13 protein-coding genes and 2 tRNA genes are annotated in these 14,702 nt (G+C 35.8%); 9 read left to right on the top strand and 6 right to left on the bottom strand.

What is annotated here, in order from left to right; all coding sequences use genetic code 11:
• Window positions 1–8: 8 nt before the first annotated feature.
• Entirely contained in the window at window positions 9–587 is a 579-nt protein-coding gene (gene nadD / locus WJN01_RS04335) for a nicotinate (nicotinamide) nucleotide adenylyltransferase (RefSeq protein ID WP_445195921.1), read from the top strand.
• Window positions 588–589: 2 nt separating this feature from the next.
• Here the strand turns inward: nadD and WJN01_RS04330 are convergent, their stop codons facing one another.
• Both WJN01_RS04330 and WJN01_RS04325 read right to left on the bottom strand, forming a co-directional pair.
• Window positions 590–1,204 (bottom strand): hypothetical protein, encoded by a 615-nt coding sequence (locus WJN01_RS04330; protein WP_445195920.1) that lies wholly within the window; start codon window positions 1,202–1,204, stop codon window positions 590–592.
• A gap of 250 nt (window positions 1,205–1,454) precedes the next feature.
• The gene (locus WJN01_RS04325; protein WP_445195919.1) at window positions 1,455–2,414 is read right to left on the bottom strand and encodes a nicotinic acid mononucleotide adenyltransferase; all 960 of its coding nucleotides are present in this window, start codon (window positions 2,412–2,414) and stop codon (window positions 1,455–1,457) included.
• Window positions 2,415–2,546: 132 nt separating this feature from the next.
• Between WJN01_RS04325 and WJN01_RS04320 the strand changes: the two genes are divergently transcribed.
• The 3 genes from WJN01_RS04320 to WJN01_RS04310 are packed head-to-tail and all read left to right on the top strand — an operon-like array spanning window position 2,547 to window position 5,736.
• Window positions 2,547–3,548: an NAD(P)H-dependent glycerol-3-phosphate dehydrogenase gene (locus WJN01_RS04320; protein WP_445195918.1), complete on the top strand. Its 1,002-nt coding sequence runs from the start codon at window positions 2,547–2,549 to the stop codon at window positions 3,546–3,548.
• Window positions 3,549–3,564: 16 nt separating this feature from the next.
• On the top strand, window positions 3,565–3,912 hold the full coding sequence (locus WJN01_RS04315) for a VOC family protein (RefSeq protein ID WP_445195917.1): 348 nt from the start codon (window positions 3,565–3,567) through the stop codon (window positions 3,910–3,912).
• 21 nt (window positions 3,913–3,933) lie between these two features.
• Window positions 3,934–5,736: a family 43 glycosylhydrolase gene (locus tag WJN01_RS04310; RefSeq protein ID WP_445195916.1), complete on the top strand. Its 1,803-nt coding sequence runs from the start codon at window positions 3,934–3,936 to the stop codon at window positions 5,734–5,736.
• A gap of 105 nt (window positions 5,737–5,841) precedes the next feature.
• Here WJN01_RS04310 and WJN01_RS04305 read toward each other — a convergent pair.
• Window positions 5,842–5,913 (bottom strand) — tRNA-Arg (locus tag WJN01_RS04305).
• 218 nt (window positions 5,914–6,131) lie between these two features.
• Between WJN01_RS04305 and WJN01_RS04300 the strand changes: the two genes are divergently transcribed.
• Window positions 6,132–7,586 carry a YiiX/YebB-like N1pC/P60 family cysteine hydrolase gene (locus tag WJN01_RS04300; protein WP_445195915.1) on the top strand — a complete coding sequence of 485 codons (1,455 nt, stop codon included), beginning with the start codon at window positions 6,132–6,134 and terminating at the stop codon, window positions 7,584–7,586.
• A 55-nt stretch (window positions 7,587–7,641) separates the two neighbouring features.
• Here the strand turns inward: WJN01_RS04300 and WJN01_RS04295 are convergent.
• From WJN01_RS04295 to WJN01_RS04285, 3 genes are all read right to left on the bottom strand, one after another.
• Window positions 7,642–7,715: transfer RNA gene (locus WJN01_RS04295), tRNA-Asn, on the bottom strand.
• 73 nt (window positions 7,716–7,788) lie between these two features.
• The gene (gene rseP, locus WJN01_RS04290; RefSeq protein WP_445195914.1) at window positions 7,789–9,135 is read right to left on the bottom strand and encodes an RIP metalloprotease RseP; all 1,347 of its coding nucleotides are present in this window, start codon (window positions 9,133–9,135) and stop codon (window positions 7,789–7,791) included.
• A gap of 77 nt (window positions 9,136–9,212) precedes the next feature.
• Entirely contained in the window at window positions 9,213–11,150 is a 1,938-nt protein-coding gene (locus WJN01_RS04285; RefSeq protein ID WP_445195913.1) for a M1 family metallopeptidase, read from the bottom strand.
• 99 nt (window positions 11,151–11,249) lie between these two features.
• On the opposite strand from WJN01_RS04285, the gene WJN01_RS04280 reads away from it, so the two are divergent.
• The 4 genes from WJN01_RS04280 (at window position 11,250) to WJN01_RS04265 (ending at window position 14,490) form a co-directional block, all read left to right on the top strand.
• Window positions 11,250–11,924 (top strand): SCO family protein, encoded by a 675-nt coding sequence (locus tag WJN01_RS04280; RefSeq protein WP_445195912.1) that lies wholly within the window; start codon window positions 11,250–11,252, stop codon window positions 11,922–11,924.
• Window positions 11,925–11,996: 72 nt separating this feature from the next.
• The gene (locus WJN01_RS04275; RefSeq protein WP_445195911.1) at window positions 11,997–12,233 is read left to right on the top strand and encodes a FeoA family protein; all 237 of its coding nucleotides are present in this window, start codon (window positions 11,997–11,999) and stop codon (window positions 12,231–12,233) included.
• On the top strand, window positions 12,226–14,325 hold the full coding sequence (feoB, locus tag WJN01_RS04270) for a ferrous iron transport protein B (protein WP_445195910.1): 2,100 nt from the start codon (window positions 12,226–12,228) through the stop codon (window positions 14,323–14,325). The genes WJN01_RS04275 and feoB overlap by 8 nt, the downstream gene beginning before the upstream one ends.
• A 27-nt stretch (window positions 14,326–14,352) precedes the next feature.
• Window positions 14,353–14,490, top strand: coding sequence for a FeoB-associated Cys-rich membrane protein (locus WJN01_RS04265; RefSeq protein WP_445195909.1), 138 nt, complete (start codon window positions 14,353–14,355; stop codon window positions 14,488–14,490).
• Window positions 14,491–14,702 lie beyond the last annotated feature (212 nt).

Here is a 14,702-nt window from a genome sequence, read left to right as displayed (position 1 = left end):
CAAACATTTTGAAAGTAGGATTGTTTTTTGGCTCTTTCAACCCCATTCATATTGGGCATTTGGTAATTGCCAACCATATTGCCGAATATAGCGATTTAGACCAAGTTTGGTTCGTGGTTACGCCTCACAATCCTTTTAAAAAGAAAAACACTTTGCTGGATGATTACCAAAGGTTGGAAATGGTATATCTGGCAACAAAAGATTACACAAAACTTAAGCCTTGCGACATAGAGTTCAATTTGCCACAACCCAACTACACTGTAAACACATTGGCATATTTACAGGAGAAATATCCTGAATACGATTTTGCACTGATTATGGGCGAGGATAATTTAAAGAATTTCCATAAGTGGAAAAACTATGAGGTTATTCTGGAAAACCATCATATTTATATGTATCCGCGCATATCTGAAAACAAAATAGAAACGCAATTTGATGGGCACAACAACATTCACACTATTGATGCGCCCATCATGGAATTGTCTTCAACATTTATAAGGGATGCTATTAAAGCAGGTAAAAATGTTCAGCCTATGTTGCCAAACCATGTTTGGCAATATTTGGATGAAATGAATTTTTACAAATAAATTTATCCACCAACAAAACCGCCATCGCAATCTGATAGGTCGGCTTCAACAAACATAGCCCAGCTATTGCCGCCAAAATCCTCACCTTCGGCCCAAGCCGTTTCGGCAGATGGCCCACTTACTTCTGCATGTGCTGCAAAGCAGAATTCGTTGTAGATAGAAATTTCATCAGCATACAGGTCAATAATATAAGTTACCTCGGTTACACCATTTTCATGTACACTTGAGTACTCAAAATTTCCAACTTTTGGATTGCCACTACCCGTTGTTGGAAAAGCTTCATCGGCACAGTTTGTAATATGTAAATGTGTCGCATCAATAGTCCAGTCGGCATTTGTTATGAAAGTCACAATTAAGTTATCCCCCTCAACATCAATGTTTACCGTGCCAGCTATATGGTTCTGACCGGCAATAAGATTTACTGTTTTACAGTGGTCATAATAGTCTTCTTCAACGGTGGTATCACCTTCATAAACCGGAACATCTTTGTTTTTGTTCGGTTTTTTACTCTCTGAAATGGCTTGCTGGTCTGTTTGGCTTAATTGCAAGTTTTCAACATTACAACTGAAAATAGTAGCAAAAAGGTAAACAGCCCATAGTAAGGTATTTTTCTTCATAACATAAAATTTAATATAGATTTGGGTTTATAAATATATAATCAAAACCATAAAAACACTATATTTTTTCGACGTACAACGAAAAACACTAACGCTTTATCGAAAAAATTAAATATAATTTAAGAAAATTCACCTGTTTTTAAGATTGCAGTGTTTAGAAAACAATTGAAGCTAAAGTTCCAGCAAAAAAGAAACCGCTTAAAACAAAGCGTTTTAAACGGTTTCTAAACTAAATAACCAACCAAAATTTTTATTTTACCCTAGTGTTTTCCCTTGGGTTGTCTACTTTATCTTTTCTAAATTTACGCATCTTGTTTTGAGGCGCAGTTGTTTTTCCTTTTGTATCTCCCGATTTTAGATATTGTATATACCCTCTTCCTTCAAATTCATAAACTGTTTCAGATGCTGGGTGATATAGTTCTATCTTTCCATCATTAATAACGCTCAATTCAAAATATTCATTGCCCAAATAATCATAATCTAATGTTAAAGTTTTTAGATAAAAATCGCCTGCAACGTCACCTACACCGTAAAGCCCAGTGTAATCCCAATATAAATTGTTAGCGTTAGAGCCAACAGGGTCTTGAGAACTTCTAAATTCTGAGTCATTACCTCCGGCTAAAAATTGCAAATAGTTTTCATTATCAAATTCATTTATTGCTCCAAAGTCACTTGTAAAGGTTTTTTCCCAAGCCTCATATTCTTGCAAGAAATAATGAATGTTATCGTAAAACACATATTCGTAATCAAAATTACTACGTTGATAACCATCTAAAAAGTAGGATGTATCGTTATTTGGATTGTAAAGTTCAATGGTATTTGCATCTATTTCGTAAACATCAAAAGTTTCAAAACCATCAATATCGTGGTAAACATCCAAAATCATATCATATGCATCATATTCACCAACATCAATGCCATAACCATTCCCACTATTCCCTAATCCAACAATGTTGTTATTGGCATAAACAATACCATTTCTAAATGAAATAGTAAACGCCTTTTGTAAAAATGGCGTAACTCCGTAACCTTTTGTTGCATTAATATCTACATACCAAAGCTCGTAAGAGCTGAGTAATTGATTAAGTGTAATTCCGGGCTCCACAGAGTCATCAACTATTACACGTTCTTCCACTATAACCTCCGTATAGCAAGATGTAAATAATGTGGCAAATAATGCAAAGCTTAAAAGTATTTTTATAGTCTTCATAATCAAACATTTTTTGGGTTTCTTTTAAATGGGTTTCAAAACACGTGCCAAAAAACAAACCGCTAATATTTTACCGGCTTAAGATTGATGAATATTTTACGTATTTTTGAAGAGCTAAATAAGATATTCTTCATGGACAAACCCCTAAAATATGCGGTTTTTGGAGCAGGTAGTTGGGCAACGGCCATAGTGAAAATGCTTTCGGAAAACTTAGATGAAATTGGCTGGTATATGCGAAGTGTTTACACCAAAGAACATTTATTACGAGAGCAGCACAACCCCAATTATTTGAGCTCAGTTGAGTTCCATTTACAACAATTAAAGCTTAGTAACGACATTAATGAAATTGCCGAATATGCCGATGTTTTAATTTTTGTTATTCCTTCTGCCTTCATACACAATGAGCTTGAAAAACTAACGGTTGATATTTCCAAAAAAATCATTGTATCGGCGGTTAAAGGTATCATGCCGGAAACTGGTTTGTTGGTTGGTGAGCATTTTCACGAAGCCTACAATGTCCCTTTCGACAATATCGCAGTTATAGCTGGGCCATGCCATGCAGAAGAAGTGGCACTTGAACGATTATCGTACCTCACCATTTCATGCTCAGATGAGGAAAAGGCAAAAGCCATAGCCAAAAACTTAAGCAGCGATTATATAAACACAAAAACAAGCGACGATATTATTGGTGTTGAATACGCCGTAATGTTAAAAAACATATATGCCATAGCAGCTGGAATTGCACACGGATTGGGTTATGGTGATAATTTCCAAAGTGTGCTAATGAGTAATTCCATTCGGGAAATGAAGCGTTTCATAAAAAAAGTACACAAAATGAAACGTAACATCAATAATTCGGCATATTTGGGAGATTTGTTGGTTACAGGCTACTCCGTGTTTTCCAGAAACCGTATGTTCGGTAATATGATTGGCAAAGGCTACACCGTAAAATCTGCCCAAATGGAAATGAGCATGGTTGCCGAAGGTTATTACGCTACCAAAAGCGCTTACATACTTAACCAAAAAAACAAAAAGAAAGCACAAACACCTATTATTGATGCTGTTTACGACATACTTTATGAAAATAAGAACCCAAAAAAAGTGTTTAAAAAACTAACGGAACGGTTGGATTAACTAAAAACATTGTGAAATGAATATACCCGACAACCACATTAACTACGTTGAATTCAAAGCCCATAACCTCGAGGATATAAAACGTTTTTATGCAACATCCTTTGGTTGGACATTTACTGATTATGGACCAACTTACGTGGCTTTTTCAGAAAGTGGCCTTGAAGGTGGATTCGAAAAATCAGACAGCAAAATTATAAATGGAGCATTAATTGTGTTATACCATAAAAATCTTGATTTCGTGAAAAAAAATATTCTAAAAGCAAGAGGAACAATCTCTAAAGATATTTTTTCCTTTCCCGGTGGGCGAAGATTTCACTTTTTAGACCCTTCTGGTAATGAGCTTGCCGTGTGGTCCGACCAATAAAAATTCAAATGAAAAAAATTAATGAAAAAGATGAAAAATTTTAACTTCAAATTGAAAGCCTTGGGAAGCCCGAAGATTGTTCTTCTTATGCTCCTTTTTATATCAATTTACACGGAAGTATTAGCTCAATCATGGCCTTCAGAAGCCCATGACCCATCAAGTATTGTAAAATGTGGTGACCGATATTGGTATTTTTCAACTGGTGATGCGAATAGGGAAATTTCGATGTTTGCAAAATATTCCTATGACATGGTTACTTGGCAGGATGGTCCGCCACCTTTCACTCCAACAGATTTTCCCGAATGGATTAATGATTATGTACATGGTGCGACCGACTCTAATGGTCAGCCTGTTTTTCACGGTATCTTTTGGGCCCCAGATATTATTTACATGAACAATCAGTATTATTTGTACTATTCTTGTTCGGAGTGGGGCACCATGACCTCTACCATTGGTTGCGTTACAAATAAATCATTGAACCCCGAAGACCCAGATTATAATTGGGTAGATGTAGGTTTTTTGGGTTTATATTCTTATCAACCTGGTATAGCCTTAAATGTTATCGACCCAGCACTTTCTCGTAGTAATGATGGAAAAATATGGATGACATACGGATCTTTTAATGAAAGAGGCATGGTTGTTACTGAGATTGATTCAATATCAGGAAAGCCTAAAACAGATGCTGGGAATATCCCAGGGAAAACTATAGCTAATTCTTGGACAGGACCAAATAGCTGGGATTACGCTGAAGGTGAAGGCGCATGTATGGTTTTTAGAAATGGGTATTATTATCTTTTTTATAACAAAGGAGGCTGTTGTAGGGGTGTTGACAGTAGTTATTATGTTGTTATGGGTCGCTCACAAGACCCTAAGGGACCATTTGTAGATAAAGATGGAAAACAAATGAGAGTTTATGGTGCCGAGAGTGGTGGCACTGTTGTTTTTCAACATGATGACAGCAGAGGATTTGATGATCGTTACTATGGCCCAGGGCATATTGGGGTATTCAATGAAAATGGAACAGATTATATAACTTTCCACTATTATCAACCTCCTTCAGGTTGGCCGGCTAGATTAGGCCTAGCTAAATTGGATTGGGGCGCAGATGGATGGCCATTCATATCTCTGGATTTTTTAGAAGAAGGATATTATACCCTAAAAAATGTAAACAGCAATAAATTTCTGGATGTTCAAAACCATAATGCAATAAATGGTGCAGCGCTTTACCAATACTCAGAAGATCAAACAGAAGATGCCCAGAAGTGGTTATTTACACCCCTCGGAACTGGTGAATACACTATTCAGAGTTACGAAGACGAAAGCCTTTATGTTGAGGCAGCAGGAAACAATAATGAAGAATTACTGCTGTTAACCAATCAATACACAGGTGCCATCAATCAAAAGTTTAGAGTAGTACAATCTCCCAATGGTCAAATTTTAATTTACCCCTCCATTCAGAATAACCTGTTTGAAATACCATTTGCATATACTTTTGATTATCAGGTTAAGCTTTGGCCAAATACAAACCACCCTTGCCAAAGGTGGATTGCAACTAAATTTGAACCGTCATTAAGCATATCAAGGAAGGACAAATTCAACGTTACAATGTTTCCGAATCCTGCGTTAGATTACATCCATATTAAGGGCAATAATATTTATGGCGTAGAAATTTATAATGAATTAGGACAAAAAATTGTCTCATCAAATACTAAAAACGCTTCTAAAGATTATACCATTGAGATAAGCACTCTAAGTTCAGGGATTTACACTGTTAAAATTTTTGGAGAAAACAGTTTAGCTTTTAAAAAGCTGATAAAAAAGTAAGTTTAATAGACTGATTTAAGTACAAAAAGATTCATCAGCTTAAAATTTTAAATAAAAAGGCTTGCCCAAATGGGTAAGCCTTTTTTGTTCAACCACTTAAAATTGTGACTCCACCAGGATTCGAACCTGGATCTAAAGTTTAGGAAACTTTTGTTCTATCCCTTGAACTATGGAGCCATAAAATCCTCAATTAAAAATTGCGTTTCAAGGGATAAATATAATGGGTTTTATAAAAATACCGTCAAAATTATTATTTAAAATCTGCCTGCTAATTGTAGCTTTTTTAATTAAAAAATGATAGCGATTCTAATACATTGAACAATTAGTTTCAATTAATAAATAGTTATTATCATAATTAAGTTTAACTTTCATAAATGAAAAGCCATCTAAAATTTATGAAGAAATTACGTCTGTTTTTTATTGTTCTAATAGCGTTATATCTCATACTGCTTATTCCTTTTACAAAAAATAATAGTGAAATTTATAAGGCTACAAAAACTCCTTTCACATGGAACCAAGACACATTATGGTTTTCATTAGAAAAGTCATTTCAAAATGCCAAAGAAATGCAACCGCTTAAACTGGATTCTTTAGTTGAAAAACTAACTTTTGAAAATGATGTGCTTTTAAACGACTTTGAAAACACGTTTCATAATCCTGATGATACGATATTCGGTTTTATCGAAAACTCATTCTTTAAAATAGCTGCGTTAATTGCTGCTCAAAAAAATAAATCTGATTGGTATTTAAAATTCTACAATCGTGTTCGAAAAAAGTTAAAGGAAGACTCAAAACATTGGGATATGAGCTCTCCTATTGCACGAAATACATCTTACCGAATACTTTATGGCATGAGAGCCACCACTGAAGAGATACTGTTACAAACCAATGATAACGAATTTATTTCTAAATCATTGGTTACAGACGAGCCTTCTATAACGCCATTTGTAAACGTTTTTGGAATTAAAGTGCATTCTGGCGACTTATTGTTAAGCAGAGGTGGTGCTGAAGTTTCTGCTTTTATTTCGAGGGGTAACGATTATCCAGGCAATTTTTCACACGTGGCCTTAATACATATTGATGAAGAAACTAACACCCCTTATTTTGTTGAAGCACATATTGAAAGAGGTGTTGCCATATCTAATTTAAATGAATATTTAAAAGACAAAAAATTAAGGTTTATGGTGTTAAGGCCGAGATTTGATTTACCAGAAATAACATCAAATCCCTCGCTTCCTTACCAAGCTTCAAAATTTATTTTTGATGAATGCCAAACCAGGCATATCCCATATGATTTTAAAATGGACTATCATGACGATTCTGCCATGTTTTGTTCTGAAGTGGGTTCATATGCCTATAAACATTATGGCATTAATTTATGGGAGTTTCAATCTACCATCTCCTCAAATGGAATTATTAATTGGTTGCATGATTTTGGTGTTAATTACTTTTTAACACAAATGCCTTCGGATTTGGAATATGACCCTGCACTTAGTGTCGTGGGTGAGTGGAGAAATAAGGAAACGCTTTTTCAAGACCATATTGATAACGCCGTTATGGATGTACTTATAGGTCAGGCAAATAATGGCAAAAAACTTGACTATAATATTTGGGCACTTCCCCTTGCAAGGCTTGTTAAAGGCTATTGTTTCATTCAAAATGCGTTTGGTAAAGAATCTATCATCCCCGAAGGCATGGATGCCGTTACTGCGCTAAAAAACAACTACTTTGTTGAACAATTCCAAAACCTAAAATTTAAAACGACTAAGAAGGTAGAGCTATTCAAGAAAGAAAGAGGCTATTTGCCTCCGTATTGGCAACTTGTAAAAATGGCTGAAGAATCCATTTAAGTTAAAATTGGACATAAAAAAAGCCTCACATCTCTGTAAGGCTTGATTTTATTTGCTCCTCAGACTGGGCTCGAACCAGTGACCCTCTGATTAACAGTCAGATGCTCTAACCAACTGAGCTACTGAGGAAGATATCTTTTCGCTTTTGCGAGCGCAAATATATATATATTTTTAGTTAACGCAATAGGTTTTTTAAAAAAATTTAATTGAAAATGGCTTTATAAATATCGTTACCATTGGCAAAAAGCACCAAGGCTATTAAAATGAAAAAACCAACCATTTGGGCATATTCCATAAACTTGTCGCCCGGTTTTCTGCCAGAAACCATTTCATAGAGTAAAAACATAACGTGGCCACCATCCAATGCCGGAATGGGCAGTAAGTTTAATACGCCCAACATAATGGACAAAAACGCTGTTATAGTCCAAAATACTTGCCAACTCCAGAAACTTGGAAAAATATCGTAAATGGCCTTAAACCCACCAACTCCCTTATAGGCACCTGTACTTGGTGTGAAAATAGCAGCAAGTTGGTCCCAATATGAAGAAAGTCTTTCTTTGGTCTTTTTAAGTCCCACAGGAAATGATTCAAAAAAACCATATTCTTTGGTCACATAATTATAATAGCCCAAAGCCTCTAAAGTTTCTGAAGTTGAAGCTGCGGCATATACAAGCCCCAACTTACCTTCCTCATTTATTTTGAGTGGCAAATTAATATTTTGATTATCTCTTTTTACCGTTGCCGTTGCCTCTTGACCTTTTAACCCATCCAAAGCTTCTTTAACCTCGTCGATATATTTGGTTTCATGGGTGTTTACGGCCAAAAGTATATCGCCTTTTTTAAACCCGCTAGCTTTATTGTATGAAGTATCAGGTACCTCCATAATAATAAATGGTTGTCTTAAATTGATGAACCCTCTTTCCTTTGAATCCATTAATTGTGCAAGAAAATCCTCGGGCATAGTTATGGTAGATTGCGCGCCATCCCGTTCAATTAAAATCTTACTTCCAAACAATACTTTTTCAGAGATCTGGGAAAAGGTTTCGATTTTTTCGCCATCAACAGCTAAAATCTTATCTCCAGTTTGTAATCCTGCTTTGTTGGCTACCGTACTTTCAATGGCTAAACCGTCCTTTATGTTTTCAACTGGCAAAACACGCTCTCCATAATAATAGCTCATGCCAATGTATATCAAAATTGCTAGCAAAAAGTTAACCGTTACACCACCAAGCATGATAATTAATCGCTGCCATGCAGGTTTAGATCGAAACTCCCATGGCTGTGGCTCTTGGGCCATTTGTTCGGTGTCCATACTTTCGTCTATCATCCCAGAAATCTTCACGTAACCTCCTAATGGCAACCAACCTATTCCATATACCGTTTCACCAATTTTCCTTTTAAACAAAGAAAACTTTATATCAAAAAACAGATAAAATTTTTCAACTCTAGTTTTAAACGCCTTTGCGGGAAGAAAATGTCCGAGCTCGTGCAAGATTATAAGCAGTGAAAGGCTCAACAAAAATTGGGATATTTTTATAACAAACTCCATAAATCGTGTAACAATTTTTTATAATCGCACAAAAGTAAGGTTTTAGATTCAGTTAGAAAACATATATAATCTATTGCCTAGTTTTTTAACACGGTTTTATTAATTGTGCCCTGATTTGTGTAAAATTTAATAAAGAGAACACCCGAAGAAAATGAAGACGTTTTGATATTTGAAGACCAATTGGACTGATATAGCAATTGCCCAAGCGCATTAAACACTTTAATTTCTGAGACGTTTAAACTTTCAGGCTTCTCTATGATTATGTCCTCAGAAGATGGATTTGGATAGAGCAACAACTGTGACTTTAAATCTGGTTGATTTACACCCAAAATTACCGAGTTATTTTTTGAAATAAGATCCGATTCAGGATCAAATTCAACTGATGCCACAGTAAAATTAACCACATTGAAAAAGTCTTCATTATTCACTGTGTTATTGAGTGTAATATCTAACGTTTCACCCAATGTTCCTGTTAGTCTTAGGGGTATTGGGGCTTCAAAATATGATACTGAAGCATCACTTTGCGTTTGCGAAATATTGATTTGAACTTGGTTTGTTGATGGCTGGCTCCAATGAATTGTATAGGTTGGATAACCCTGATTATAAAGCCAATCGTTGAAAAACTCATTTAAATCTTCACCACTGGCAGCTTCCATAAACACAATAAAATCTTCCGTTTTGGCATAGCCGTACGCATGATTTCCATCTGCCAAATAATCTTTCATCCCTTGAAAAAAAACTGCATCACCAAGCCTTTTCCTGAGCATATGCAAGACCATGGCACCCTTGTTGTAACTTAATCTACCACTAAAAATTCGCCCAACGCTAGTGGTATCGGCATCTGAAAGATATACCGCCCCATTTGGTGCCGATGTAATGGAGCTGTTAAGTTGTTGTTTCCAAGAATTAAATGCTACATTTCCATCTAAGTTTTCTATAGTCAAACCCGCCAAGTAGGTTGCAAAACCTTCGTTTAGCCAAATATCTTTCCAGCTTCCACAGGTAATTTTATTACCAAACCATTGATGTGCCAATTCGTGGGCAATTAAACCACGACTAAAGTTTCCCATAAATGATACCGTGGTATGTTCCATGCCGCCACCCCAACCAAATTGTGCATGTCCGTATTTTTCATTGGCAAACGGATATTCTTCAAATAAATTGGTAAACAAATTCATGATGTCTACGGTAATGGCAGTACTTTCTTGAGCAGAAATCAAGTTTTCCGGATAAACATAGTTTACTATATCAAAAGGGTTTTGATTATTTTGAACTATATGCGAATACACCTCGTAATTTGTTACTGCTAAAGCAATCAAATAGGCTGGAATGGGATAACGGTGTTTAAAATGTGTTGTTTTATCGGCTCCATTGGTAATTTGGCTTTGTTCCAAACCGTTAGAAACTGCTATGTATTCTTCGTTTGAAGGATTGAATTTGGGTGTCGTAATAAACACATCTATAGAATCTACTTTATCAATTAAATCTTGTTTACAAGGCCACCACCCTTTTGCTCCATAAGGTTCGGACAAGGTCCAAATAACAGGGTCGCCAGCATGTTGGTTTTGTTCAAAAGAGCCAAAACCCGAGCTAACAGGATTTCCAGAATAACTTATGGTAAGAGAATCCAAAACGGTTGCATTCTGTAAAGCTGGTAACGTAATCACTAACTCATCATTGACATTCTGAATGAAGCTGAGCGAACTGCCTCGTTGTATGACTTCTGATACCGTCATATTACTCGCTAAATCAAAAGTGATTTCGCTTAAATTTTCTTTGGCCACAAAATAGGATGTAACAGAACCCGATATGAAAGCCACTGAAGGATCAATGGTAAACTCCAGCCTATGGTATTTTAAATCGTAATTCCCTGTGTTTTGATTCGCTTTATAAAGCATTTTTTTTAACGCGGATTTTGCCTCAGCTTCCCTAATTGAGTTAAGCGTGCTTTTATAGTCTTGGGAAAAACCAAATGCCATAACCAGGCAAAAAAGCAGCAGCAATTTCTTTTTCATCTTTCTCAGTAATTTTCTTTTTATGTACCTAAAATTACAATTTATTCCTGATATGAATTGTATTTTTGCAACCAGTATAAAAAGCTCAAGTTCACAGAGATGCTAAATTTTTTTAAAGACTATAAAATCTTCGGAATTGTTTTCCTCATTATATCGGCAATCATTGTCACCATCATTTACAATACGTTAAATGTTTACCAACCTCTACCAATTTATCAACCTGCTATGGTGAGTATGGACCTTGTTGACAGCACTCTTCAATACCAAAAAAAGTATCATAAAATTGCTGATTTTAGCCTTGTGAACCAAAACGGAAAAACTGTAACGCAAGACGATTACAAAGATAAAATTTACGTTGCCGATTTCTTTTTCACAACTTGTCAAACCATCTGCCCCATTATGACAGACCACATGGTTGATATTCAAAAAGAAATCTTGAATGATGATGATGTTATGCTGCTCTCACATTCGGTTACTCCAGAAATTGACACCGTTGCGCAACTCAAAAGATATGCTTTAAAAAAGGGGGTGAATGACAAAAAATGGAATTTGGTTACAGGCGATAAAAAACAGATTTACGAACTTGCCCGAAAAAGCTATTTGGCCGTAAAAGACAATCCATACGCTGGGCCTTTTGACATGATACACACCGAAAACTTCATGCTTATTGACAAAAAACGCCAAATTAGGGGATTCTATGACGGCACGAATAAGGAAGATATTGGCCGCTTATTAAATGATATTGAGATTTTAAAAGAGGAATACGCCAAATAGTTTATACCAAACAATTTTTTTAGCCTAAAATTTTACCTTACTTTTGCTTCTTTAAAATCAATCTAAATAAGCTTGCAAGATACATTAGCAGATTTAAAACGTGGCGAACGTGCCATAATCAAGGATGTTTCGTCCGTTCACATTCCATTAAAATTGTTGGAAATGGGTTGTTTGCCCGGTAATTCTGTAGAGCTTGTTCAATTGGCTCCTTTTCAAGACCCGATGTATCTCAACATCAATGGATCGCATCTTGCCATTAGAAAAGAAACAGCAATTCATATTCTAATTGAAAAAGTAGGGCATGAGTAAACAGATAAATGTTGCGTTAATTGGTAACCCCAATACTGGAAAAACCTCTGTATTTAACGCCCTGACCGGATTGAATCAAAAAGTGGGTAATTATCCGGGTATAACCGTTGAAAAAAAGGAGGGTATTTGTAAACTTCCTAGAGGTGTTAAGGCACATATTATCGACTTACCTGGCACATATAGCTTAAACGCCTCATCACTTGATGAAAATGTGGTGATTGAACTGCTTTTAAATAAAAATGATAAAGATTTCCCGGATGTTGCTGTTGTGGTTAGCGATGTTGAAAATTTAAAGCGAAATCTTTTACTCTTCACCCAAATTAAAGACCTGGAAATACCGTCAATTCTTGTCATCAACATGGCAGACCGTATGTCTTATAAAGGTATTTCATTGGACATAAAATATTTGGAAGAACAGCTTAAAACCAAAATTGCCTTAGTAAGTACCAGAAAAAAAGAGGGTATTGATGACTTAAAAAACCTCATTGCAAACTATAAGGACATTTCTGTTTCTCCTTGTTTGAATGCTTCTGAAGTTGATAAGGACTATTTTGAAAACCTTCAAAAGGCCTTTCCAAATCAATTGCTCTATAAACTTTGGCTAGTTATTACCCAAGATGTTAACTTCGGAAAAACGGACAGAAATGAAATTGACGCTGTAGCCAATTTTAAAACAAAAAGTAAATCGGACTTAAAGCGGTTGCAGCAAAAAGAAACCATTAGGCGCTATCAGTTTATAAATGATGTGCTTAAAGTTGGCCAAACCATTGATGTTTCGCAAGCTAAAGATTTGCGTACTAGGCTGGATAGAATCCTAACCCATAAAATTTGGGGTTACGCCATTTTCTTTATCATTTTATTAACCATCTTTCAAGCCATTTACGATTGGTCAAGCGTACCCATGGATTTTATTGATAGTGCTTTTGCATCACTCAGCGAGTGGACAAAAGAACAATTACCAAAAGGCTCATTCAGTAATTTATTGGCTGAAGGAATCATCCCAGGATTGGGCGGCATCGTCATTTTTATTCCACAGATTGCATTTTTGTTTCTGTTCATTTCAGTTTTGGAAGAAAGCGGCTATATGAGCCGTGTGGTTTTTTTAATGGATCGCATTATGCGTCGCTTTGGTTTAAGCGGAAAAAGCGTTGTGCCTTTAATTTCGGGTACTGCCTGTGCCATCCCGGCGATAATGGCCACCAGAAATATTGAAAGTTGGAAAGAACGATTAATCACCATTTTGGTAACGCCTTTCACAACGTGTTCTGCTAGACTGCCCGTTTATTTAATCATCATTGCTTTGGTCATCCCCGAAGGAAGAATTTTTGGTTTAGGCTACCAAGCGTTAACACTTATGCTTTTATACCTCATCGGTTTCGGAGCCGCCATACTTTCGGCAAAAATTTTGAACAAGGTTTTAAAAATAAGAAGCAAAACGTTTTTTGTGGTAGAAATGCCCAATTATAAATTACCACTATTCAAAAATGTGGTATTGACGGTTGTTGAAAAAACGAAATCGTTTGTTTTTGGGGCAGGAAAAATTATTTTGGCTATCTCCATTATTCTTTGGTTTTTGGCATCATACGGCCCCGGCGAACAATTTAATAATGCAGAGGAAATTATAAGGACTGAATATGCTTCTGAAAATTTAAGCCAAGACGAATTGGACCAAAAAATTGCATCACATAAGCTTGAGCATTCCTTTATCGGGATTACAGGCAGAGCCATCGAGCCCGTTATTAGGCCGCTGGGTTATGACTGGAAAATTGGCATTGCCATTGTAAGCAGTTTTGCTGCCCGTGAAGTTTTTGTTGGAACCCTTGCCACAATTTATAGCGTTGGAAGTGATGACGAAGCCACCATAAAAAACCGAATGGCCGCAGAGGTAAACCCTATTTTAGGCGGGCCATTATTTAATTTTGCCTCTGGCATATCCTTATTACTTTTTTATGCTTTTGCTATGCAGTGTATGAGTACGCTTGCCATTGTAAAACGAGAAACCAATAGTTGGAAATGGCCTATTTTGCAACTTTTCATTATGAGTGGCATTGCATATATAACTGCATTAATCGCTTTTCAGTTATTGAAATGAAAACGAATTGAATCCGACTTAAAACACATGAACACTATTGTACAGAACATACTGGTATTTTCAGCTCTTACTTTGGCCATTGTGTTTTTAGTAAAAAAATTCTTCATTAAAAAGTCCAAATCGAAAAAAGCCTGTGGCGGGAGTGATGACTGTGGCTGTCATTAATCTAAACAGTAATGGTTATCTTTTTCGTTTTTTCATAACTAGTATCTTAGTAGCCCACATTAAAAACTCCTTTGTAACACATATTCCAAACAAAGCCACGAACGCCCTTTTTTATTAGTATTCAACAATTAAACCTATCACAAAACCAAATGTTTTCTTAAACAATACTGTTTAAATTTAAATATACCTCAAATAATTTTTAGCCTTGTCTA

Origin of the sequence: Tamlana sedimenti (assembly GCF_038148895.1) — a bacterium.
Classification (GTDB): Bacteria; Bacteroidota; Bacteroidia; order Flavobacteriales; family Flavobacteriaceae; genus Tamlana.
This window is presented reverse-complemented; position numbering and strand designations above follow the sequence as displayed.

Coding starts and splice junctions, on each gene's coding strand:
- WJN01_RS04330 (WP_445195920.1), bottom strand. CDS start 1,204: ATGAAGAAAAATACCTTACTATGGGCTGTTTACCTTTTTGCTACTATT.
- WJN01_RS04325 (WP_445195919.1), bottom strand. CDS start 2,414: ATGAAGACTATAAAAATACTTTTAAGCTTTGCATTATTTGCCACATTA.
- WJN01_RS04320 (WP_445195918.1), top strand. CDS start 2,547: ATGGACAAACCCCTAAAATATGCGGTTTTTGGAGCAGGTAGTTGGGCA.
- WJN01_RS04315 (WP_445195917.1), top strand. CDS start 3,565: ATGAATATACCCGACAACCACATTAACTACGTTGAATTCAAAGCCCAT.
- WJN01_RS04310 (WP_445195916.1), top strand. CDS start 3,934: ATGAAAAAGATGAAAAATTTTAACTTCAAATTGAAAGCCTTGGGAAGC.
- WJN01_RS04300 (WP_445195915.1), top strand. CDS start 6,132: ATGAAGAAATTACGTCTGTTTTTTATTGTTCTAATAGCGTTATATCTC.
- rseP (WP_445195914.1), bottom strand. CDS start 9,135: ATGGAGTTTGTTATAAAAATATCCCAATTTTTGTTGAGCCTTTCACTG.
- WJN01_RS04285 (WP_445195913.1), bottom strand. CDS start 11,150: ATGAAAAAGAAATTGCTGCTGCTTTTTTGCCTGGTTATGGCATTTGGT.
- WJN01_RS04280 (WP_445195912.1), top strand. CDS start 11,250: ATGCTAAATTTTTTTAAAGACTATAAAATCTTCGGAATTGTTTTCCTC.
- feoB (WP_445195910.1), top strand. CDS start 12,226: ATGAGTAAACAGATAAATGTTGCGTTAATTGGTAACCCCAATACTGGA.
- WJN01_RS04265 (WP_445195909.1), top strand. CDS start 14,353: ATGAACACTATTGTACAGAACATACTGGTATTTTCAGCTCTTACTTTG.